Here is a 22,868-nt window from a genome sequence, read left to right as displayed (position 1 = left end):
GCGAATACTCATCGGTGGCTGTGCGGCCAGTTTCTGCCGCTCGGCTGAGACAGCCAGCGGTCACTCGAATGACCGGTTCGAATCGGAAGCCGCCCGAGACTCATCGCACGCTCATCGGCCTTTGCCGTCATTCGAGCATCGGCTTTGGTCAGGCAGCTGACCGCCGCTTTCCGGCCATTCGCACGTCAGCCTGCCTCGAATGACCGGTACGCCGTCCGCCAATGCGAACTCGCGACCCGAACCGGCCGGCCGGATTTCTCGAAAGCGGCCGTTCGAATTCGACCCAGCGATTGGTCGGACCCGCTGGTCCGATCCCTTGATGTATCTTCAGCGCACAGCTCGTTTCCCCGGCTCGAGATGCATGCGGCTAATCACCCGAGCTGCTCCGAAACCTGGGTTGTTCTGGCTCGTACCGGTCGTCCTGCTTGCCGGATTCAAGTTCGTCATGGCGTTCGCGCAGCGCGATCAATCGATCGCAAGGAGCGCGGAGAACTGATCATCGGAGTCGTACCAGTCGATGTCTCTAAGCGCCGTCAGCAGCCCTACAGGAATGTTGGGATCAGCGCTCATTGGGGGAGCCGGCGGATCATCTACAAAGTCATCGGCAAACTGACGGACTGGCATTCCGCGCGAATAGAAGTCGCGCCATCGTTGTTCTGCGATTGCCGCTGCAAACTCTTGGCGATGGTCGTATCGCCATGGAGCTAGTCGCATGCTTCCGGTCGGCGTTGACCAGACGAGAAATACATGAATCGTTGTCGGTGCGTACTCATTGTCCGCGACAATTTCCTTGACGGTTGGCGGGATGCTGATAGAAATGCCAAGGCGCGTGGCCCGAGCAAAGACAAGCCTTCGACCTTCAAGCGAGTCTAAGTATTCGATTAGCGACTCACGGAAATCAACCTGAAGTTGGGAAAACAGACGAATGCCTACCTCGTTTTTAGTATGGCCTTTCGAAAAAATGACCAACGGGCGATATACGTGAGGATGCGTTGGAAATTCTTCGCCCTCAATCTCGAGCAATTCCGCGTTGGCGATGGCGGTCTCGCGGAGCCACGCCCAGAAGTACCGTTTTAGCGGGGCGCTCATCGCGCGCTTGAGAAAGTTGTCTCCCTCACGTGAAAGGGGAAAGAAGCGACACGAGACTCCAAACTGATAGGCAATCTCCCGGCCATGATTAGCGTAATCGAAACAGTGAACCTCAACCTCGAACGTTTCGCCGACGCGACGGACCACTAGCTTGCGGCAAATTTCAGGCCGGAAAGCGAGAAGTTTTGCAAAGGGATTGCCGAATCCACTCGGTGGTGAGTCGATGACCATCTTCGTACCCGTTCCAACGAAGGACATGCTGGATGTGTTTTTGTCGAGTTTTGTCTTTGGCCCGTCTTCGTAAAGCCAGTGTCCCGACAACCAGGCCGTGAGATCGTCGTCTGTGACTGGCCCCTTGATCTCTTCCAATGTTGTTTTGAGGTCCCGAGCTAGATGATGCGCAGTGGCTAACGACGTTTTCTCCCCTCTGAGTATGCGTTGCAAAGTTTTGCCGTGCATCCCAGCCAACAATTGCTTTCGCGGGATGCCCAATTCCGCGATCCGGAACCTGACTTTGTCACCGTTGAGGACAATCGTAAGCGGTCCATCTCCGACGTCTGGCAGTGAGCGACAGTAGCGAGGACCATAGGTGTCCACCTATCTTGAGGTGGACACCTATGACTGGCATAGACTCAGAGTTGGCAGTAGTACGTCGTAGCAGCGATGGTCGTCGCCGCTATGACGAAAAAAGTAAACGCGCCTTGATTGAGGCATCACTTCGTCCCGGAGTATCAGTCGCCGGTCTGGCTCAGCAGCACGGCATCAACGCCAATCTGCTGCGCAAGTGGATCGCGAAGTACTTGGTGGAGCGCGAGAAAGGCATTTCGCCAGCGTCGCAGCATAATGGCAACGACGAATACCGAGCGCGATCTCGCCGAGGAGCGCCTCCGAGCTTATCGTCGCGAACTGTTCGGCGCCAAGAGTGAAGCACGAGATTCTGATCAACCTAGCTTGTTCAACGAAGCCGAGACGCTCGGAGCGAACAGCGCGCCCGCGCAGGAAGACACGCCGGAGACGACAGTCGCCGCGCACAAGCGCAAGAAGCGCGGTCATCGCAAGCCGCTAGATCCGAATCTGCCGCGCGAGGTCGTGCGACACGAACTGCCCGAAGCCGAACGCTTCTGCACGAACGATGGGCACGCGCTCGTCGAGATAGGCGCGGAGATCAGTGAGCAGCTCGATGTGATCCCGGAGCAGCTTCGGGTGATCCAACACCAGCGCGTCAAATATGCGTGCCCTTGCTGTGACCTCGGGATCAAGGTCACGCCGGCGCCGCCGCGCATCATCGCGCGCGGACTGTTCAGCGAATCGGCGCTTGCATGGATCGCCACCGGCAAGTATCAATTCGGCATGCCGCTGTATCGTCAGGCTGGTTTGCTGTGTCGCTTCGGCGGTGACATCTCGTCGAACACGATCGCCGCCAGCATGGTTCGCGTTGGCCTCGCGACCCAGCCCGTGATCAACTTGATGCGCGATGCGTTGCTCGAGGCAGAGCTGATCTACTGCGACGAAACAACGTTCCAGGTACTGAAAGAGAAAGGGAGAAAACCACAAACGAAGAGCTACCTCTGGGCGCAGATGACCGGCTCGGGCGTCCCTATCCGCTGCTTCAGCTATACACCTGGACGCGGCGCCAAGCTGGCCGACAAGCTGTTCACGGGCATCCGCAAGGGCGCGGTTCTAGTAACTGACGGCTACGAGCCCTACAACGACATCGCTCAACGCTACGACCTCGTGCACCTCGGATGTTGGGCGCACCTGAGGCGGTACTTCATCAAAGCGGAGGACAACGTGCCGAAAGTCGCGCGTTCCCCCGATCTGCTCGCGACACGCTTCATCACGCTGATCGGCAAGCTGTTCGCTGCGGAGGCCCGCTCTAAGAAATGGAAGCCTGAGCGACGACAGCGATTGCGACGGCGATATAGCACGCGCATCCTCGACGCCATCTACGCCTTGGCGCTCGCGCAGTCGCCCGGCATCGTGCCAAAAAGTCTGCTTGGAAAGGCACTGACCTATCTACGCGAGCAGTGGCCGAAGCTGATCCGCTATGTCGAGAACGGCAGTTGGCCTATCTCGAACAACCCTTGTGAGAACGCGATTCGCCCCTTCGTCGTTGGGCGCCGTTCATGGCTTTTTAGCGACACGGTTGCAGGGGCAAACGCAAGTGCAAACCTCTACAGCCTGATCGAAACGTGTAAAGCCGGCGGCATCGATCCCTATCGTTACCTCCACTGGTTATTCCAACGCCTTCCTCTGGCGAAGACCGTCGACGACTACGACGCGCTGCTTCCCTGGAAGATGCCCGCAGATCTCCGCTGACCCACTTCGCTATCACACATCACGCGCTCTACCACCTTACTCTGAGGGGCGTCGTTCGCGGATCGCTTACGGACAATCGCCTCTTTTGTCATCGATGCTCCCCCTACGCGTGCGCTGCGATTCGCAGCGCACGCTTTTCCCTGAACGTTTTCCGATTAATGGTCCGTGCTAGTCGAATTCTTTGCGGCGGCGCGTCCTGCGCGGGCCGCGAAATCCCTCTGCGTCACCGTACCCGTTCTTTTTGCTGTAGCGCTTTGAATCTTTGACGCGCGGTCCTGCGTCATCGGTTTTGACGCTGCTGTCTTGTTTCCGTTCGTTTTGCTTCCCGACATGACACGCTCCAGAATTGAATCAATTATAAAGAGGCGATTCCGTTCACCGTTCTAGACTAGTGAGGCCGCGGGTTTGACTTTAGCCAGAGGAGGATCGCAAGTCATGTCCAGCGATGGGACATATTGGGACATGACGTTGGTATTGTTCCGTCCGTTGTCGCGCTGTAGGTGAGGCCGGGCGGGTGAGCGACGAAGCGGCCGCCGCTGAGGGCTCGCACATTGCTGGCGGTCCCTGGGGCATCACGTCGTCGATGCGCTTTGCCCCTTGGGATTGTCAGCGATCTGATGGCGGACTTCGAAAAGCGAAATTGGCCGCCTGTACGCATCCAAGACTCGTGTCCTGTAGGTTGCAGCGCGGTCGGCCGGTGGCCGGCCGCGGATATCATCTTGCCGTTTTACCGAAGACTCGATGATTTAGATGCGCGTACCGCCTAGACGCAGCCGAAGTGCGTTCACCAGGGCGTTACAGGTCCGCAGCAGCCATGCGAGCTGCTCGGCATCTCGCACTGCTTCACCTCCTTGCGCTTCGAACCGAACGTTAAGAAGTCCCGCTACCCGCTCCCCATCCTGACCTTCGTTGATAGTGAACCGAATTGGCTGTCCGACTTCCTGTTCTAGCGCTGCCTGGTCCTCAATGAGAATTTGCAAGGCTTCTCGCCCGTCCGAGCCAACGAATTTGACGAAGAGGCCCGCCGTCGACGGCTGCTCCCGGTAGGCGACGAGTCCTTGCACGGGGCCCGGTAGATCCAGCCGGACGAAGTTGTTCCCGCCATGTCGGGGCGGCGTCTGGTCCGGGTGGTCGAACTTTACTTGCTCAATGAAATTGTCCCAGAACGCGCGATTCTGGAGCTTCGACGCGCTAAGGGCCTTCGGTTGAGCCGTGGACCCGTGCGTCGGCGCCACTTCATCAAGCGGAGCTGCGCGCTCGAGCGGCACACCGTCGGAGCGCAGGAGCACCTCGCGTTGCAGGACTTCAGTGTGCAACGGGACGCACGGCACGAGAAGCGTGCGCCCCGCCGCATCGCGATACGTGCGGATTTCGACCAACGCGAGTTGAGACAGGACACCGCCCTGCGCGCCGAGCAACCGGCGCAACGACTGCAAGTCGCTACGAATGCCGTCTCCTGCGATCGCGCAGAGGAAGTCTCCGCGGTTGAGTGACCGATTCACAGAGTCGACGAACGCTGCCTCGTCCAAATCAGGATGCACGGCTTTAACCGCACCGAAGATGGGATTTTGGCCAGTAAGGCCACGAGCCTTCTTAAGACGCGCCTCCAAGTCGGAATACGTCCACTCGGAAAGCAACGATGCATATTCGAACAACTGCGCGATGACCTCGCGGCGAGCTTCGGGGTTGCGCCACAACTTGCATTCGACGAGCACGAGGCGGCCAGTCGCGGAAACGCCCAGGATGTCGAGGAAGACGCTTGAAGAGCCATAACGCAGCGGAAGCTCGCGGCAGAGCGGCACGAAGCTTTCGCCGTGGCCGAAGATCTCGGCCATGGGAAGCAACGCAGGAAGCTCGTAAATCCGCTCTTGCAGCCAGCGTTCGTTGTGCCCGGTGCCGGCGGTCAGCGCGACGGGCTGAAAGACTGCGGGCGAGTCGGAGGTCCGCTCGTCGTAAAGGTAAGTGGCCATGCGCGGGTCTCGTGGTTTTATGCCGCCCTGCGTCTAAGTAGGCGCGAGCGGATGTTATAAACGCCGCCGATTGTACGGCTCCGCAGTGACGCCTTGTTGCGGACCGTGTCGCTGCTCTAATCTGAGTTGGTTTGTGTTTCTGGTCCGCACAGCGCCCTACAGCGCTTTCGCTCGACGCGACTGACATTGGTCTCTCCGCGACCCGTTCATGTCATCCGTAATTCTGGCCAGTCATTGACAGCTCCGAAGTTGCTTCGGACAGCTGTAAAAGATCGCTGCGGCTGGCGAGAGTAACCAGAGCGGACGCTACGAATGACCATTCTTGGCCGGCTCACAAGGGACGCAGCTCGAGCCGCTGCAGCCTCTCCTTAATGTATTGCTCGACGCTGCGTATTCCGGTGCCATCAACGAAAACCACGGCCTTGCGAGCGTTTGTGCTCGGAATTGACGTCGTGGTCCTTCTCTTTGCTCGTCTCACTTTAGGTCGCGGAAAGCCTCGAGGATATTCAGGACGTCAGTCGCGTCGACCTTTGATGGAGCACAAAGATTCCAACAGAAGACGCCGTTCTCCCAATATAAAGCATCCTTCGAGGCCACTGACGCGTCCCAATCCTGATCGGTAGCTAAGTTGCACAAAGGTAGATCTGTAAGCGCATGCGAGACCGTTCGGATTAAACTTAAATCGGCTGTCGATAAAGAATCGGTTGAGCGTCCAAAACGCAAAAGTATTTCATCACGTGCCGCAGGAGCATCCTTTAGCTCCCCATTCACGAGGTTTGAAAAAATTAGCAACTCGAGAAATCTCCCAACTGTAGAAGCCTCCACTCTATTTGACACCGTCGTTTGTATTGCGCACAACAACGCTGCTGGCAGGATAGCAGCAAAGCCATCAATTCCACTTAAGCCAGCAATCTCTTCACCATTATATGTAAAGCGAAATCGATGGTTTCTCATAGGACTTACTCGGAAGAGCCCTGTCTCAGGCTTCAAAGTAAGTGGATTTCCGTCGCCAACAATCTGCGAACGATTCACGAAAAATTTCGTGTTCTTTTGATTAATCATTGCGGTGAGGCATGGATGCAAAAAATAGAAAGGGCTTTGCTCAAGCTCAAATTTGTCGCTGCTGTAATGGCCTGCGGGTCGAAACTCGATTCGCTCAGCTCTGCTTTCAGGGTCCGAGGCAATAAAACCGATTAGCCCTCTATTAACATAGTAGGAAAAAGGATCTTCTATTGATGAGTCGATTTCTCGGATAGCATCGAATATCGAGTATACGGTCCGTTCAGGAAGGACGTTGGATTTTAAATACGTAAGTAAAATATCATATCTATCATCCCAAATCGGGAAAATCTCTTTTCCTTGATATTGCTGATAAAGGTGTCTTGCTACCTCATAGGTTAATTGTTTGATCGCCTTCTCGGTCCGTTCGCTTGGGGGAAGTGCTTGGATTTTTGCGCCCATATAAACGATTTCCCTCGGCCGACCGAAGGTATGCCGAAAAATAAAGTCGAAAACAGGCTCGTCGATCGATTTCCCGGCAGTATCAACGAAACTACTATGTTTAATGGTCTTGAAGCCAAAAAACTTTTCGTAGGGATCGACGGCGTGTGGCTTCGCTAAACGCTTCGCATTCGTCATCGCAATGTTGGCAATGAATATCTGTTCAACTAAGCTCTTCGAATAGGTAAGGTTAAAATAAATCAATTCGTCTTGCAAGCTTAGCGAATCGCCTTGAAATAATATTGATTCTGCATTGACCGCCTCGGCGCGAATTCCACTGAAAACTCGAATTTTCGGATTTGCATATAGCAAATCACGCTGCGTGGCCATTAACCCAAGCTGTGCACCAGCCCAAATGTGCTCCGAAATCCACCCTGTCCTCATCGCACCGTCTTCGTTCATCGTTGCGCTGCCAGAAGCGTGCTTCTCAAACGCTTGATCCGCGCTGTCTATGAAGACGTAAACCTCGTGATTAATCTCTGTCAGCAACGGCTTAAGGGTCGCAGCATATAAGTCACAGTATTGCCCATATTTCGTCGCCAAGAGCATAACAATTAGTGATTCGATAGATTGTCTCTTTCGAAGTTTTAAAGGCGTTGTAAAATCGAGCTTTGCGACCTGTCCTGCCTCAAACAGTTCGGGCGTGGATTCCTCATAGCAGGCATAAAGGATGGCAAGAGAGATGGCGGTCGACCACAGCACTTTCCAGCTTTCCTTATTACTAAATTGCTGATAAGCGCCCTCGTCAAATGAATGTGCGAGCGTTTCCAACTTTTCAAGGACGTGCAAAGGCGGGATAAAAACAGCTCCGATACGCTCGGCCCGTATTGCTCGGCTTTTGTTCTGCAAGATAAACGTCTTGCCCATTCCTTTTGGAGCCACTACCAGGAGCTTCCTGCTATTGGGAGCGACAAAGTCGTCCCCATCAGGAGACCACACCGTTGCCCGATCTTCGTAATACAAGCTAGCATCAAAAATCCAGGCAGACATTTTTTTCTCCATGTTCCTCTGATCCGACCAATGTAATAACTTATTTCCGATTGCCCATCGTAGTTTCTCCGGATTCTCTGCAAGCGCGCTCTATGATAAAGTAATAGATGGCCAGGATCCCTATTATTGCTATTGTCGGCAACGCTACTTTCAGATCAAAATGATGATCGAGAATATCACTTACCGATGTCGCAGCAATAATTGCGATGAACAACGCCACTTCAAAAGCCTTAAATTCTAAAAGTTCGCGACGAAATTCATCCGTTCTCTCTTGATATGCCAACGCTTTAATATATCGATTGAGTGAAAGAATTAAAAGATAAGGTAATGGTGCAACAAGTATCACCTCCAAGGCCCCAAGACTCGTAAGAAGGAATTCGTGTTGTTCCGTCTCAACATGCTGCACGACTCTCAACGAACCTTGATAGACAGCTCTGAAAAGGTCCGCACATCCAATCAGAAGCATACAAAACATGAAGCCAGCAGCAGCTGCTGTAAAGATGACGCTTGCTTCCGCGAAAAGACGTTGAATTCGGTGCTGACGACGTTGGATACGGATTTCTGGGCCGTTTTTCAACGCGGGAGCAAACGAGGACAAAAAACTCTGTTTTTTAGTTGAGTTATTATTAAGCTCTCGTGCCTCTTCTCTGTTTTCTTCAGCTTCGTGTTCTTGTTCTAACAGTGCCTTGAGAGCGCTATTGATATAAGTTAACGGTATCCCGTACGTTAAATTAACATCGCGCAGGCTTACATCCCAGTGTGTTCGGACCCAATCGTGAATCACGGCAACTAAGTACGACGGCGGACTGACGTTTAACTCGTTAAGCCGATCCGAGATTTGTTCCAAGAGGAGTTTTTGGAAATTCATCCGACTTTGGCCATCAATTTGTTCGGCACTCACCGACTCTGTCGATGAAGTTACCTCTCTAAGCTCGGCCTTCAGACGAGCAAGTCGCAAGCGACGCTCAGTTTGTAGGAGAGCTTCGGTGACTGCTGTCTCTTGTTGCTGCGACGTTTCCAAGGCAAGGGCTCCCTTCTTGACGGGGAAAGCTCTGCGTTCGAACAAGTATCAATTCCGAGGCCAGATGCTGCACTGTACGAACAAGTGTCGTATAAGCTAGTTCACCAAACTGCTGGCGTCCAGGAAAAGATCGTATTCCTCGACAATCTCGCCAAACAATTCGGTTCTGGCATCGAGCGTCGGGCTTGAGAGTGGCCAGATAAGCGATTTTTACGGTGAGTTACAGGTTGCTTAGTAGGCGCGTGCTAAACGTCATATCTATACTCACCATACTTACCAACGCGCCTGTCAGCGAGATTCCGGCTCCAGCTCAACGAAGCTGAATGAAGGCGTCGGATCGAGCACAAAGAATTTCGTATCCTAAGATGTTTCGAATGTCACAGTGCAGTCATGGGTTGTGACCTGTGTGGTGATTTCGGACGGTTGAAAGTGAAAAGAATGGCTTACAACGAAGAAATGGATGGCACGAAGAAAAGTCGACTCACGGAAGGACATCTGGTCACGATACTGCGCGAGGCGGACAAGATGTAGGTTGCCGAGGTGGCGAAGAAGCACGGATTAAGCGAGCAGACGATCCACAACTGTTGCCAGCATCTCGATGGAATGGTGGCGCCCGGACGGTGTGTTGACCCCCAGTTTTAGTCGCCTAAAATCCGCCACCGGGTGAAGCAGGACGAGGTCGAGTTTTATTCCTCTTTCGTTTTCTGTGCAAGGGCCTCGGCGGCTTCATTGAGGCGGTAGCTACGACCGTTGAACTCAAGCTGGTGGCAGTGATGCATGAGGCGATCGAGGATCGTGGTGCTCATCTTGTTATCGCCGAGATACGCTCCCCAGTCCTGTACGACGCGAGTGGAGTTGATTATGGTGCTTCGGCGCAGTCCATAGCGCTGATGGACCCGTGTCTGTAATAGCGCGCTGGCCTCGTCCGGTATTGAGCGGGCCAGGAACAGGGCCTTGGCAACGTGAGCTTCCCGGTGCCAGGTTTGCCGATGATCAATCCGTTCTCGCCGGCGGCGATGAACTTCAGCGCGTTGAGCTAGAAGCACCTGACGCGGGATTTTCGGATTGAACGACCAGTCGAACTCGGCGAGCATGAGCTTCTCCTCGAGTCCTGCTGATGGTGCTGCTCGATGAGCCGCGACTGAGGCCGGTCGGGTTCGCCTGCAGAAGAGGACGAGGGTCTCGAGGAGTGGCCGCTGGGTGCCCAGTGCAAGCAACACGCGGGTTTCCAGTGTGTCGCGTACGCCTGACAGGCGCAGCAGTCCGAGCGCCCGCTCGATGCCGTGGCGTTCATGCTGTTTCTCCATTTGTTGATGGATAAGAGTGGCGCTGTGTTGCGCACCGACGTTGAAGAACTCGCCGTATCCGTCACCTGGACGGATCAGGGGTTCCTGCGTGAGCGCCAAGGCCAGCTCCGCTGGCCCTCAGCGCCACCTTCACATTGCATGTAGGGCAGTTACCTTCCGAATACGGGGGCGATGTGCGGGCGGCCTTCGATGGCGCGCGAACGCGCAAACACCTCTCCTACCGGGTTGAATCAAGGACAGTAGTCTGGCGGTTCAGCACAGGTCAGCAATGACGGCTGCATCAGAGAAACAGCGCCGTCTGAAAGTCCGGGCGTGTGCACGACTGAGTGACGCTTGGTGGCCGCTACCTGATATCGCAGTTTGAACACCGCGGATCGAGCCGTGGGCGCCGCGAAGTTCGGCACGCGTCCCCCTCCCGCCGCTCGACCTTGGGCAATTCCAGCGGCGGCGTCCGAAGATGCACCAGACAATATTTACATCTCCTACTCCTGACGCGAGGATGCGGTTGGAAGGAAGCCCACATTGCTGGTTGCCCAGCCATAGCGTGCGCCTTCATCTCTTGTCGTTGATGAACCGCTTTGTCTCTCAGACCGCTTTGAAGTAGACTTGTCCTGCGTCACAGCCACCCGATCTCACTTAGCCAACTCGGTGCGATTAGCCGGGTTTAATAAATTGACGCCACTGCCCCTGCGGGGAAATACAGTCCGGTGGATATTTTCCTTTCTTTGCTCAGTTTGTAGCCCAAACCATCGGTGCAACGTCGCTAACTTGTTTCCAGTCGTATTTCTTGAATTCTAAGTCACCGTCCTTTTTGAAAGCCAACGGTTCCGTGAGAGGAGCATCGCAAGTAATTTCTTCAAAGCCCCCGGAAGCTGAAGATCGCGTCCAGATCCGTGCGACCTCCCCAGCTGCAGTCTTTGCCGCTGGTATCACCTTGACGACGGTCTGCGGATAGAAAACTCTGGTGGTACCTCCGACCTTGCATGTCCACGACTGATACTTGTCGAGCTCACCGTATAGCACTGTTCTTTTGGCGTCTGAAAAAGCAATGGAATCTTGCCTTATGCGTAAGGCCCGCGGCACGTCTAGCTCTACGCCATAGCGTGTAAGCAGGGCAATATCACTTATATAATCCGCAGTAGCCAGGATTCGGGTCCTCACGTAGCCCAAGCTCAGTCCTTCCGAGCGCAAGAGCGCGGCGAGTTGCGAGACGAAAGGCGCGGCAAATGACGTTCCGGAGAGCAAGGATATGCTTCCATCAGGGCGCGTTGTAGGAATTGCGCATCCTGGCGCTAAAACGTCAACCAAGGTTCCCCTGTTCGAAAATGGCGCGAGCTCGCGACTCCAGTCGTGCGCGCCGACTACGAGCATCCTCTCTCTCAAATCCGGAAATGCTGGGGGAAAAAGTTTCTTCTGGTCAAGAAATGCTCCATCGTTTCCTGCAGCAGCAACGACTAAAAAGTTCGCGCTTTGCAGCGCACTTCTCAATCCATCATCCGGCGACGCAATAACCACACTGAGGTTGAGCACGTCAGCACGAATTTGCCGCGCATAAGAAAATGATGCTGGAATCGCATTCAATTGAATCAAATACGGAGATACCTCATCGTTGAGTTTGGCTATGGCTGCCACGACATGCCGCTCTGCCGTAGGTGCCGGGTCGAAGCTCTTGAGCAATATCCTTGCGACATCTCCGCCATGAGTAGAGTACTTATAGTCCCCGGCGGGCATGACGTTTCCCGTGCGCAAAACCATGCTCGCCCCATGAAGGTCATTCGTGTAATTTTCAACAACGCTTGGCAGATTGTTCGCAACACCCGAATTGGTCCAAAGCGCGCCTGCGAATTCCGAATTTGTTACATCCAATCCCGTGTCGGCAATCAACACGACACCTGGGTCCGGCTTCATTTTGAGCTTGGCTAGGGTGTCCGACAGCGCGCTAACTGCAGCGGCAATGTCCACGGGCCACTGAGTGTCAATCTGAGGGCCGTTGCAATCCCTTCGCGGGTCCTCTGATTGCCATGCAGCTTCCTCGACCAAGCGGTACTGATTCGGTCCAAAGGAGGAGTTCGCGACGGGATCGACGGGCACTGCGGCGGGAGCCGCTGTTTCCCCCAACTTTAACGCCAGCGCGCTCGCCTCTTGAGGGGTAACGGTTGGGGGTAAAGGGACAACGAGGTTACGCGCAACATAGGGAATCTGGAGCGCCCCATCTTTCACCACAGTATTGTTTTGACCAATCATCCCCGGATTCAATTGCTTGACAACATCCAGGGTTCTCTTCGCGCTGCTCGCGGTATATAGAGGTAAGACGTTGGCCAAGTTTTCGCCCTCTTTGACTTGGATACTGGGGCGTTTAGAATCCTTGCCGAAATACCAATATGGACACGGAATGAAGTTCAACTTTCGATCGAAGTCTACTGGCGCTTCCTTGACGCCTGGATTTTTGTCTCGAACAATCTGAACCAGATCCTTCGGCGCGCCGCCGCACTGCCGCTTCACGGCGTCAACGACAGACTCACTGGCGTATACGTTAAGCGACGAATTCTCCGAAACCTTATCAAGATTGGCCCACAGCCTCTCTCGGGCCTGAGAGTCGAAGACTGGCGCTAGTTTCATGGAAAGAGCAGACGGAGTCTGCGCATGGGACGCAAATGAGACGCCAGCACCAAACCAGAGGAATAGAAATCTCATCAAGGCGATTGATCGTTTCATCATGTCATGGTGCCGTAGGTCTGCATCCTTTTGCGTCTGCATGCAACCCGCAAAGACGTTGTTTGTGACCATCGGCCCAACATCGGAAATACTTCAGAGCATCGTTCGTACTCGTGCTGGCAAGGAAGCTCTGGCCCGAATCTAAAGCAGTCTTCAAATTTGTTCCGATCACGACGCGGATGGCTTGATCGGTGCTTGGAAGAAGAAACGCCGGTCCACCGCTATCTCCATTACAGAGAAGTGCGGGTGCCTGTCGGACCTCAATTGCGTTAGACGTTCGTCCAGTGACGTTCGGGATATGTGCACGCGGCGGCAATACCGCAATTACACTCGTGCCTATTTGATACTTGTCGGTTACAGCTCCTTTCGGATCGGTGCATCCGAAGCCGCTAATCTCTATTCGCTGGTTCTCAACGAGTCGCTTTGGGTCGGCGTTTAGGACCTCAAATCCACTGATGGGAATCGTCGGGGATCTAGGCACATCGTAGGGCTTAGCGAGTAAGCAGAGTGCCCAGTCCTGACTTTGATCGTTTGGATCGTAAATTGACTGCCGGCAGGCGTCCGGATATGAAATCGAGGCGTCTTCCAGGTAGTCTAATGGCGTCGCGCATTTTCCCGAGTATCTCGCTCCATTCGCAACTATAGTCACCGTTCTGTCCGCCGACTTAACACAATGAGCGGCGCCGACCAAGGTCTGTGAATTGATAAGAAACCACGTGCACATGTCGTCGACACTGTCCCCCGCTTGAAAGGAAGCAGGGTATTCGTTGGGGTCAGCAGTGTTGCCGTTCACAATCAGCGGCTTACCCAAGGTTTCGAGCTTCTCAGATAAAGGAAAAACGTCGGTCTCTGCATAAGCGGACAACGACGAAGACACGGTAGCGAGCAAAAGCAAGCCGACTGTGATAAGACCTTGCTTACTCATTTCTTCGCGCTCTTTACCGCAGACTGCACGCTCGAAACTGACTTCATCAAATTTTGCAGATATGTCAAGACTTGATAGCGATCCTCTTTGTCCGCAGGTGTCACGTTTGCTCCACAAACTGTGTTCATTTTTAATGAGCCGGTCGAGGGGAGCAACATTGGAACGACTATCTGATCAGATGCAAAAGTCGTGTGCGCGGATGCAAGAACAGTAGGGGCAGTACCGTCCGTCCTGCATTGGAGGACCTCGACTTGGGCCGAGACGCAGGCAGGAGTTGGGAAGTCATGGCGCGCACCAGCCTTCGCCGCGTCAATGTAATCCTTGGCCGAAACACCAGGTTCGGTCACGCGGTTGCTAACTCGGAGGCAAATACCGTCATTTCTTGGATCGGGCACGATAGCTTCATCAGCGACTTCGGCAGGATCGAGCGTAGTGTCATTAAACGTAGGCGGAAGGACCGCCTGTTGGCCCGAAACGAATGCCGCTGCGACCGGTGCGATCGCTTGGCCCACCTCGCCGATTTTTGAAATCGTGTCGGCAAGATTATCGGTAGTTGTTACCGTGATGGTGTCGGGAATCTTTGTGCTATCAAGATAAGTTATTTTTAGCTGAGTCGTTGAACGCAGATCATCTTTACCAGCCATGTAATAAGTTTTTATGAAAGCTTTACTGTCGGGCGTCAGTTCATAAGGACTCGCTTCAAAAGTAAACGCCGTCGAAGACTTCTTTATTAACAAAACGGACCGTCGGAGGCGAAATATGAGCTGATCACCGTTCGCGGATTGGCCGTCCATATTCGGAGTATATTCGCTATACTGAACGCGGGGTGGGACCACACCGCAGCCGGTTGCGGCAAAAGAAATAATTAGACAAAATGTGAGACTTCTCTTTTGATTCATTTTTACCCCTACAATTTTTAATCACGATTCTCTAAAAATTTGGTATTCATGTCTCTTACTATTTTTTGATATGTAGTGCTATGTATTATGTAAAAAAGAAATCTGATCGATAGCAAAGGTTGAAGGTTATCAAAATGCTGCGCTCAGCTCGAGACAAACATGTCTTCAAGTTTGGGGTGATTTCTAGGATTGAATATAGAACGGTATTTATCGCATGGCAAGGCGCACACTTCGTGCGTTATTGTCAGACTTTCTAAGCAGCGTAAGTTCATCCTGCAACTCGCTCATCGCTACGTGCAAGAGCAATCCCATTCGCGAGAGTTCACTATCGGGAGCGACTGATTGCTTGGGACTCTGTTCGTCAAGTCCAGCAATCGGACCTCGCTCGATCTGATCACCTACTGCCGAACGAACGGACTTTTTTTCTGTTTCACCATCGCAGAACCGCAATGTACGATCGGCCATGTTGAATCTGTCTCTTAAAGTTGTCAGATGCCACTAGGGGCGCTCAATTGCGAGGCGATTCCTCGAGTTCCTGACAAAACGCCATGCGAGTGATCGGGTTTGCGAACCACGAACCGGCGGCATTGGCCGCGTGCTGTCTCACGACAAACCCTTGCGCCTCAGCCCTAGCCAACACTCACCGTGCATCCACGGTGAGGCTGCCGCTCGCTGCTTCGCTGCCGTTCACGATGTGGCGTGGCCGAAGGTGGATTGGCGCGAAAGGCGAACGAGTCCTGATCGTTGGCTGTCGTTTCACGAGTAGCGAGGTGCGTGGCCGACGGGCGGATATTGCCTATCGGGCCGGTTTCGAAGTGGAGCAGTCGTTCGGGTGACAAGTGGATGCCTCACGCGAGCGGCAGAAAGTGGCCGGGTGCCGTCTCACGAGGGGGGACCGTACGCGACCCGATCCGGTCAGTCCAACACCATATGATCGATTTCTGCTGTCAAAGTGAAGCGGACGTACAAATGTCTGGTCGCACCAATGCGCTATCTGCAGAGTCTGCGCCTCTTCGAAGCTCGTCGGGGTTTGCGGTGTCTTCATCGAAACCGATGGTTCCCACGTGTTTGAATAAGAGTTCGACCCCGGTCACGGAATATTGTGCCGTGTTAGTCTGCATTATCTGCATTATCTGCATTACGCACTGCAATGTAGAACCCATTCTCTCCAACTGACTTTTTTAAGAATCGCAACACAGCCGACATTTGCCAAGAAGTTCGACTACAGTCGTGTTGGCGCCTAAGCTGCTGCCTCCTCGATTTTGTAATTGGCCCCGGGAATGCATCGGTACTAAAACTTCTTCCGCCGTGTCCTATCTTTTAGAAGCCCACTGTTTTCCCCAAGCAGCGACGCAAGCATCGCTCTGGGGATATAGCGGCGACTTGACGCCACCGAGGTCAGGCGGGTGCGATTTGTCGAAACATGCATCTTGCATGGCATCCTCGTCCATAGACATACCGCTGTAATTTGTGCCTATAACAATCCCCGAAATGTCAGCGCCATGAAAGTTCGCGCGATCATAAGATCCTCCTAGGAGAGACGCGCCCGTCAAATCGGCACCTTCAAAGCTAATCTCTCGGCATTCGCACCATTTGAGAGTGGCGTTACGGAATCTACTCCATCGAAAGTCACCGCCTGAAAGATTATCTTCTTGCATATAGGCGTCGATGAATGAGCCTCCCACTGCCACAATGCCTTGCAGCTGAGCATTCCTTAAGTCGATACCTGCTGCGTCAATATTAGTCAACTCGACGTGATTCGATGTCAAGGTCTCCATTGCAAAGACTTGCCCTTCGTTGAATCTCGGGCGCGGGTGTTGTACGAGATAGCTTTCCAACAGCTGCCACGCACTTGTGTTTTCGCCCATCGGCCGGTCTCTGAGCAAAAGAACGAGCGTTACTACTGCTGCTATCGATGCCAGCATTGTGGTGATGTCTACCCAAAGCCGAAAGGAAAGCTCGTCGCGCAGACGGGCGAGCAGCGTTGCCCGCCTTTTGATCGGCATTTGCCGTACTGACGGCTTACGAAGCGTGACCCTCCGAATCTTTCGCATGACCGTTGGCTTCGATGGTGTTCTCGATCCGGGTGTTTTGAGTATAGGCGAGCACTGAAAGAGAGAGACGATAACGCTGTCACCGAACCAACTTTGAGCCCGATACTGGCATTCCAGCGAATGCGACCTCTGCCGCCCTTCGGGAGTGTCGTGATTTGCCGACTATCGGCCGGGCCCCTTGACGGGCTGCAACTGCTTCGTCTTGCTGCCGGCGAAAAAAAGCGCGTTAATGAACCTCCCTTCTTGATCCGATATCAAAACGCGATGATAAGCCCAGAGCAGCGAAGTCTTACTATGGCCCGAGGCCCATCCCTTTACAGAGCATTGCTTCAAACTGGGCTGCCTGCGAAGCCGCTAAGGGTCCTGCATCTAACCGGCCGGCATCGGGGATGTAGCCCTTATCTTCGTAAATGATATTTGCGCAGGGCTGCTTGCCGCCCTTGACGGGACGCCCATCTCGGCCCAATGGATTAACGCAGTCTGCGTTGATAACTGCCCGGGCGTGCCCGTAATCCGCCTTTGAGGCGTTAACAAAATCGGATATCCTGATCGGAACGATACACTTGTCATTGTTCGGGCCGCACCCTCCAGCTGCGGAAACACGGTAATGCTCAAGCAGGCCTTGTGTCATGGCTTGTACAAGAAGAACGTACGAAAGCTCTGGTTTGCGAGCAAGGTCGGGATTTTTCAACAAGTCCACATCCTGGCCTTTGAACTGCTCCATCGACTGGAGGACAAGAGATGCCCTCCGGTATTCGTTCTCGTAAGTGAGCTGAACCCAGCCTCGTCCAATCCAGGGGTAGTACTTTGGCTTTGACCCGTCTGCGGGCATTCGTTCGACGGTACCAGGATCGAAATCTGCAATCCCGGTCTCAACAAAAGTCGTTGCCAGCATATATGCCGCTGTCCCCACCGTCGGCACAGCCGGGTCAGTAGAAAGCTTCGACATCAGCGGTGAAATATTGTCCCATCGCCGGTCACACCGCTCGGTCGACATACCGACGCAAAAGTGTTTTCGGAAATCAGATTCGACCAGATCCAGATTCAACGGCTTTGGCGCCTGCAACCCGCAGGAAACGGGTGTAGCAAGCGAAGGACTCGAGAGACACACTATGGCGAACGCTAGCGCCAGTATGCTGCCACCGTGAGCGCGGCCCCGAAACGCAGTTATCGATTTGTGCATTCTCAGGCTCAAGCTTTTTGGTGATTTCCATGGAAGAAAGGCGGCTTCTGCGAAGCATAGGACACAGCAAGGCCGAAAAAAAGCGGTTCTTTGAGACCCCCTGTAAGCGTAGCGCCATCTATCACGTGCCGGTGCGGTCGACGATGTCGCCCTAAAGAGAAGCGGGTAATTGCAAGGCTGACGCAACGCGTACGTAAGTTCGCTAGCAGCAACTTTCTTGGGTATCCCGCTCTGCAAAGACCGTTCTTACGTTTGTTAGAAGTTCGGTAAACGTTGCCTCTGCGCCGACTCCGGGAGCGCAGCGGACATATGAATGTCCGAGTGACGGCATGAGTGAATGGCGCTTCATGGCCGGGAGTGCGCATCCACCAAGTCCGCCGGAAAGCTGCTGCTGAAAGTTTTAACCCCCGCTCTGCGGATCGTAAGTCGAACTGGCGCTCCCGCCCAGTTTCAGGCATTGAGGAGCGTTGCCCGAATCGCCGAAAAACGTGCGAGGCGGCACTTGTCAGTGCCCGAATAAAGCGAAAACCGGCCCTAGTGATAATGCTGCCCGGCTCGCTTCCAGAACATTGCACCGGCGAGGGCGCCCGCGATGGCAAAGCCTGCCCCTAGATGCTTTAAGCCTTGAAGCATCGTCAGGTTCGTTCGATCAGGCGGATCGGTGTACCAAGAGATGAAGTTGGTAATGCCGAGAAACACCGGCACCAGAATCAGCCCGATACCAACACCGGCAACCAGGTAGAAAAGCAAGTTGCTGATTGCAAAGTGGCGCGCTAAAGGCGCGAGAAGTGCGCAAGGTAGGGCTGCAACGATGACCCCCGTCAGCCACGTCATTGCGAACGCCATCAGGGGCGCGCGCCACCGACCCGTGACCCGAAGAAGTCTATTTCACGCGACCACTCGTGACTAAGCATCTCGCCGCTTCTTTCGCTGCGCAACGCCCCTCTCGAACGGCGTGTCGAAGTTGGTTGTCACAAGGGGAAGGCTGTTGTCGCGGCGGCGTGCCAAGCGTATCAGTATCGTGACAGACCAGCCGGCGAATCATCCCCATGGGACACCGGAATGATTCCGCCGTACAGCCCCTATTGCGCCGAGAGTCGTCTAATAATGGTACGAGCGTTTTTCGTCAGGGTCCGTATCAGCGCTCGAACGCGTATCATGGAATATCAAAAATACAGCGAATCGAATCATGAGGATTGAATCGTTCGTCTTCTTCCGTGGTTCCCCACGCCTGAAAGAAATCGTCGACGAACCCTTCCTTCATGTAAAACATCAGATTCGTTGGACAAGGCTGCTTCCGATATAAATAGGACAATCGCCTTGCATCCTCATCGTCGAGAAAGTAATGTCCGTCGATATCTATAAACGCTATTTTCTCTGCATCTTCATTGCGCAGCTGGAACGTAGACTTGTCCGCGTGTCTGATAATGCATCTCTCAAGAAGCTCGGAATTAAATTGAGCTACGTCACAAAGCAGTTGACAGAGACGGACGAACGCATCTCGAGTGCCTACGTTTTCGTCGCCCGCGCTGGGCGCCCGATAGGAAACGAGCTCTCGTTCCGCTTTAAGGAGCTTTACTTCTTTGAGAGCTCCGTCAGCGATTGCCGGATCAAACCTTCGCAAATGGCTAATCGCACCGTCAATTGCTTTTCCATGTGCCATTTGTATAAGGGCGCCGCCATTCCAGTCGAATTCGGGAAGTGTGTGACAGACTGCTCGGAGGAGCGACAGAACAGCATAGTAACGGAGGTACGGGGCGACAACTCGTAGATTCTTTTCTTCGGAATAGTCGCACGCATTTACATGCAGGGTCGCTGCCATGATCAGCTTCGCAGCTGTAAAAAGACGACAGGTCCATCCCGAGTTCCGCTCCTCCGTCCACAATTTCGCTTCTTTCGTGTAACGCTGAGTCATCCGGTCTGCGACGTTTGTGCATGCTTTGTTTTCAAGCGTGCTCAGCACTTTAAAGTCGTAGTACCAATCGCGTCCAGCAAATTTTGAAACGCTCGTATCGGCATTCGTTTTCATATGTGGCAAATGCATATGCGCATGATGTTTGTTCTAGAATGGCGGATCGGATTTCACGTGCTGGAAGCACCAACTGAGCCCGATTAGCGACATCCAAGGTTTTGTTTTAGCGTCGCGCTATGTTGGCCGCTAATGAATTGATCAACACAGAATTCCAAAAAGGAAAACGACTATGACGGGACGCCCGTGATGTAACGCTGCGCGAGCCGCGGCGCCCCGCGAATGTTCATCAAAGTGCCAGTAGATTGTGGAATGCGAGTTGCGTCTGCGACCAGTCCCTGATCCAGCCCGGTCGCACTCCGAGGTGAACAAGTGCTTCGTTTCGCAAAGTCTTAAGCGCCGCATTCTTTGTATCCGGAGTCAACCAGATATGACGAGGGGTGAACTCTGTCACGCTGGTCAGAGCGTTGAGATCTTGCAACGCACTGTCGTTCGACAGCGCTAACCACCGACGCATATTAGGATCGGACATCGAAAAACCGAGAAATGCCATAGTTGTCGTTTGAGCGTGGAACATGAACAGCGTCTCTGCCCACGAGGCCGCCACTGTTGCAACGCGAATATATTCACTTTCCAGAAAAACAAGCCGATCTCTGGAGTCCCTAGGGGGCTTACGACCCCCGGCCGTCGGCTTGATCGATCCGTGACAGTGGTAGATAGGCGTGCGGTTGCGTGGAACGTCCGTCGGACGGTACACCGCCTTGAACGCATATTTCGGATGTGAATACGGTGGCGGTCCGAGGTAATGGTCGCGTCGCTGATACAACTCCAGCAAGGTGTGCAACAGTGTATCTGCGTTGAAGCTTACAACCGCTTGCGGCAACTTGTCCTGCTGAAGGCAGGAAAGTAGTAGCCGTACCATTGCCAGCAACGAAGTATCTCGGTACTCGGCCTCGAAAAACTCGCACACACGCATTACGTCCTCGCGCGATGCGTTCTGCGGCCGATCTAGGACGTTAACGAGAACAGTCTCAATGCCAGCAGCTTTTCCCCGCGATCGCAAATCTGAATAAAGATGGGTCTCTATCAGGTCAAAGAATTCAGGGTCCGTTCTACCATTCAACCGATAGTGGTTCGCACACGCTTGGATCCAGCTGTCCAATCCCCATGCACTGTCAGACGCCGAGCTTGCGAACTCTGCCTCTGACAGGGACATTCCGAACGTTTCGTTTACCAGCCTGCGTGTCAGTTCCTGCCATGTCGGCACAATGTCTCGCGAAACTCCCGCTCCAATGCAGAGCGTCCATTTTCCAGAGGCTAACTGGCCTTTAAATTTGACATTCACCGCGTCTAGTTCTTTGACTCCCACTCATTGCCCCTATTTTTAGACCAAATGTTCGGAATATGATTGATCGGCGTCGAGTTGGCAAGTGGCCATTCGCTTCCATCTAGGCAGAAGCAGGCGCTGTTCATCGAGGATGACGAGTAACTCATCCTCGGAGGTGCGGCGTCGATTTATGCCACTCGCCCCTCGTCTACGCAGAATTGGCTTACCTGCCATGGCGAGAATGACCAGGATTCTGACAGGTACCACTGTTCGTCGAGGGCATCAAATGGCCGCGTCGTGTCCTCCAGCGGCGTTCGATCTTCTCCAGTGCGGCCGTTCGAGACCGCGCAGAATTGCGCTCCGGCGGATGGCCGCTGAGGCCGATGGAAGCGTCCGACCTTGACCTTCGGATGTCCGGTTACCGAACGGAGCCGATGCCTGAACGTCTGACCGACGACGCTTTCGAGCGTCGGCTCGTGGCCGAGAGGAGCGATGCCCCAAATGCGACAGCGGCCCCAGCGACAAACAGCCTGTCCCACGGCCGCGACCTTTTTTAGATCTCCGTTTGTTCGGAAATCTCGAGCGCATCGTCGACCTCTATGCCGAGGTATCGGACTGTACTTTCAAGCTTGCTATGTCCAAGCAGAAGTTGAACCGCTCTGAGGTTCTTCGTCCGCTTGTAAATCAAAGTCGCCTTCGTCCGGCGCATGGAGTGTGCGCCGTAAGCGGTCGGATCGAGCCCGATCGCGGCGACCCATTGATGCACCTTCCGAGCGTATTGCCGCGTTGAGATATGCGGCGACCGAGAAAAGCGGCTTGGAAAAAGGTACTCGTCGGATCTTAGCTTAGCTTTCTCGATCCATGCAGCGACCGCAACCCGAGCGGGTTCTGTAACCTCGAACTGCACGGGTCGTTTGGTCTTGCGCTGCATTATCATCGCGCGCGGCAGTATCTGATTGCCGTGTGTTACGTCGCGAACATGGAGGTTGACGAGGTCGCACCCGCGCAGCTTGCTGTCGATCGCAAGATTGAATAGCGCTAGATCACGAACCGCGTGCGCGTTCTGAAGGTGAATCCGGATTGCCCAGACGTCCTTCGGCTTGAGCGGCGGCTTCTGACCAACTAACTTGCCTTTGTTCCAGGGCTCACGGCCTTGAATGTTTCCCATGACAGCCTCCCATTGAGTTGATGGGAGTTACATTGTCTTCCACCATACTGTTTCGCCGTGACCGTTGGAGCAGCCTCTTTGCCCAAGTCGGCCTTTGCTAACATTGGGGCTGATTTCGTTTAACGTCTGCACCCTGGAAGGTTGCTGACCATGGTGGCGGCGGGCGGTGGGGCTTTAACCGCCGGCACCAGGGAACTCACACTCACGACCCAACGCAGCCAACGCACTGCCGGCCGACGTATGTTGCCATCCCGGCCACAGCAGATATGGACGCCGGTTGCGGTAAACGTCAGGGGGCCTGGCAGATTGCTAACCTTGGCGATGTAGCACAGCAGGCAACCGTCTGCGTGAGGGACTTAGAACCTTTAACAAAATGAGCGAAGGGCTGTTTACACTCGATGAATCCTGTTAACCTTTTCATTGTTTCGACGA

14 protein-coding genes and 3 pseudogenes are annotated in these 22,868 nt (G+C 54.0%); 3 read left to right on the top strand and 14 right to left on the bottom strand.

Going from position 1 to position 22,868, the window contains the following annotated elements; genetic code table 11:
* Nucleotides 1-465: 465 nt before the first annotated feature.
* Nucleotides 466-1,581 (bottom strand): hypothetical protein, encoded by a 1,116-nt coding sequence (locus NCR39_RS26200; RefSeq protein ID WP_250455340.1) that lies wholly within the window; start codon nt 1,579-1,581, stop codon nt 466-468.
* Nucleotides 1,582-1,706: 125 nt separating this feature from the next.
* Here NCR39_RS26200 and NCR39_RS29940 point away from each other — a divergent pair.
* Both NCR39_RS29940 and tnpC read left to right on the top strand, forming a co-directional pair.
* Nucleotides 1,707-1,844, top strand: a pseudogene (locus NCR39_RS29940) (IS66 family insertion sequence element accessory protein TnpB); the annotation flags it as partial.
* 16 nt (nt 1,845-1,860) lie between these two features.
* Entirely contained in the window at nt 1,861-3,408 is a 1,548-nt protein-coding gene (gene tnpC, locus NCR39_RS26190) for an IS66 family transposase (protein WP_502800286.1), read from the top strand.
* A 746-nt stretch (nt 3,409-4,154) separates the two neighbouring features.
* Here the strand turns inward: tnpC and NCR39_RS26185 are convergent.
* The 3 genes from NCR39_RS26185 to NCR39_RS26175 all read right to left on the bottom strand — a co-directional run bounded on the left by NCR39_RS26185 (nt 4,155) and on the right by NCR39_RS26175 (nt 8,889).
* Nucleotides 4,155-5,378, bottom strand: a complete 1,224-nt coding sequence (locus NCR39_RS26185) for a PDDEXK family nuclease (protein ID WP_250455336.1) — start codon at nt 5,376-5,378, stop codon at nt 4,155-4,157.
* Between the two features lie 474 nt (nt 5,379-5,852).
* Nucleotides 5,853-7,868, bottom strand: a complete 2,016-nt coding sequence (locus NCR39_RS26180) for a hypothetical protein (protein ID WP_250455334.1) — start codon at nt 7,866-7,868, stop codon at nt 5,853-5,855.
* Nucleotides 7,869-7,908: 40 nt separating this feature from the next.
* The gene (locus NCR39_RS26175) at nt 7,909-8,889 is read right to left on the bottom strand and encodes a hypothetical protein (protein ID WP_250455333.1); all 981 of its coding nucleotides are present in this window, start codon (nt 8,887-8,889) and stop codon (nt 7,909-7,911) included.
* Between the two features lie 456 nt (nt 8,890-9,345).
* Between NCR39_RS26175 and NCR39_RS26170 the strand changes: the two are divergent.
* Nucleotides 9,346-9,501, top strand: a pseudogene (locus NCR39_RS26170) (IS3 family transposase); the annotation flags it as partial.
* A gap of 74 nt (nt 9,502-9,575) precedes the next feature.
* Here NCR39_RS26170 and NCR39_RS26165 read toward each other — a convergent pair.
* The 10 genes and pseudogenes from NCR39_RS26165 to NCR39_RS26120 all read right to left on the bottom strand — a co-directional run bounded on the left by NCR39_RS26165 (nt 9,576) and on the right by NCR39_RS26120 (nt 22,436).
* Nucleotides 9,576-10,196, bottom strand: a pseudogene (locus NCR39_RS26165) (ATP-binding protein).
* Nucleotides 10,197-10,925: 729 nt separating this feature from the next.
* Nucleotides 10,926-12,914 carry a S8 family peptidase gene (locus NCR39_RS26160; RefSeq protein ID WP_250455331.1) on the bottom strand — a complete coding sequence of 663 codons (1,989 nt, stop codon included), beginning with the start codon at nt 12,912-12,914 and terminating at the stop codon, nt 10,926-10,928.
* A 1-nt stretch (nt 12,915) separates the two neighbouring features.
* On the bottom strand, nt 12,916-13,836 hold the full coding sequence (locus NCR39_RS26155) for a S1 family peptidase (RefSeq protein WP_250455329.1): 921 nt from the start codon (nt 13,834-13,836) through the stop codon (nt 12,916-12,918).
* Nucleotides 13,833-14,735 (bottom strand): hypothetical protein, encoded by a 903-nt coding sequence (locus NCR39_RS26150; RefSeq protein ID WP_250455327.1) that lies wholly within the window; start codon nt 14,733-14,735, stop codon nt 13,833-13,835. The genes NCR39_RS26155 and NCR39_RS26150 overlap by 4 nt, the downstream gene beginning before the upstream one ends.
* 1,313 nt (nt 14,736-16,048) lie before the next feature.
* Nucleotides 16,049-16,741, bottom strand: coding sequence for a pentapeptide repeat-containing protein (locus NCR39_RS26145; protein ID WP_250455325.1), 693 nt, complete (start codon nt 16,739-16,741; stop codon nt 16,049-16,051).
* A 340-nt stretch (nt 16,742-17,081) separates the two neighbouring features.
* On the bottom strand, nt 17,082-17,837 hold the full coding sequence (locus NCR39_RS26140; RefSeq protein WP_250455323.1) for a lysozyme family protein: 756 nt from the start codon (nt 17,835-17,837) through the stop codon (nt 17,082-17,084).
* Nucleotides 17,838-18,506: 669 nt separating this feature from the next.
* A complete protein-coding gene (locus NCR39_RS26135; RefSeq protein WP_250455321.1) occupies nt 18,507-18,806 on the bottom strand; it encodes a hypothetical protein in 300 nt (99 codons plus the stop codon).
* A 322-nt stretch (nt 18,807-19,128) separates the two neighbouring features.
* Entirely contained in the window at nt 19,129-20,001 is an 873-nt protein-coding gene (locus tag NCR39_RS26130; RefSeq protein WP_250455319.1) for a hypothetical protein, read from the bottom strand.
* A 229-nt stretch (nt 20,002-20,230) separates the two neighbouring features.
* Nucleotides 20,231-21,157: an SIR2 family protein gene (locus NCR39_RS26125; protein WP_250455317.1), complete on the bottom strand. Its 927-nt coding sequence runs from the start codon at nt 21,155-21,157 to the stop codon at nt 20,231-20,233.
* A 664-nt stretch (nt 21,158-21,821) separates the two neighbouring features.
* Entirely contained in the window at nt 21,822-22,436 is a 615-nt protein-coding gene (locus NCR39_RS26120; protein WP_250455315.1) for a tyrosine-type recombinase/integrase, read from the bottom strand.
* Nucleotides 22,437-22,868 lie beyond the last annotated feature (432 nt).

It is taken from the genome of Caballeronia sp. ATUFL_M2_KS44 (genome assembly GCF_023630965.1).
In the GTDB taxonomy this organism is placed as follows: domain Bacteria; phylum Pseudomonadota; class Gammaproteobacteria; order Burkholderiales; family Burkholderiaceae; genus Caballeronia; species Caballeronia concitans.
The sequence above is the reverse complement of the archived record's forward strand: the minus strand, read 5'-3'. Positions and strand labels throughout refer to the sequence as shown.

Coding starts and splice junctions, on each gene's coding strand:
- NCR39_RS26135 (WP_250455321.1), bottom strand. CDS start 18,806: ATGACGTGGCTGACGGGGGTCATCGTTGCAGCCCTACCTTGCGCACTT.
- NCR39_RS26160 (WP_250455331.1), bottom strand. CDS start 12,914: ATGATGAAACGATCAATCGCCTTGATGAGATTTCTATTCCTCTGGTTT.
- NCR39_RS26125 (WP_250455317.1), bottom strand. CDS start 21,157: ATGTCCCTGTCAGAGGCAGAGTTCGCAAGCTCGGCGTCTGACAGTGCA.
- NCR39_RS26130 (WP_250455319.1), bottom strand. CDS start 20,001: ATGAAAACGAATGCCGATACGAGCGTTTCAAAATTTGCTGGACGCGAT.
- NCR39_RS26180 (WP_250455334.1), bottom strand. CDS start 7,868: ATGTCTGCCTGGATTTTTGATGCTAGCTTGTATTACGAAGATCGGGCA.
- NCR39_RS26155 (WP_250455329.1), bottom strand. CDS start 13,836: ATGAGTAAGCAAGGTCTTATCACAGTCGGCTTGCTTTTGCTCGCTACC.
- NCR39_RS26120 (WP_250455315.1), bottom strand. CDS start 22,436: ATGGGAAACATTCAAGGCCGTGAGCCCTGGAACAAAGGCAAGTTAGTT.
- NCR39_RS26185 (WP_250455336.1), bottom strand. CDS start 5,378: ATGGCCACTTACCTTTACGACGAGCGGACCTCCGACTCGCCCGCAGTC.
- NCR39_RS26150 (WP_250455327.1), bottom strand. CDS start 14,735: ATGAATCAAAAGAGAAGTCTCACATTTTGTCTAATTATTTCTTTTGCC.
- NCR39_RS26145 (WP_250455325.1), bottom strand. CDS start 16,741: ATGCCGATCAAAAGGCGGGCAACGCTGCTCGCCCGTCTGCGCGACGAG.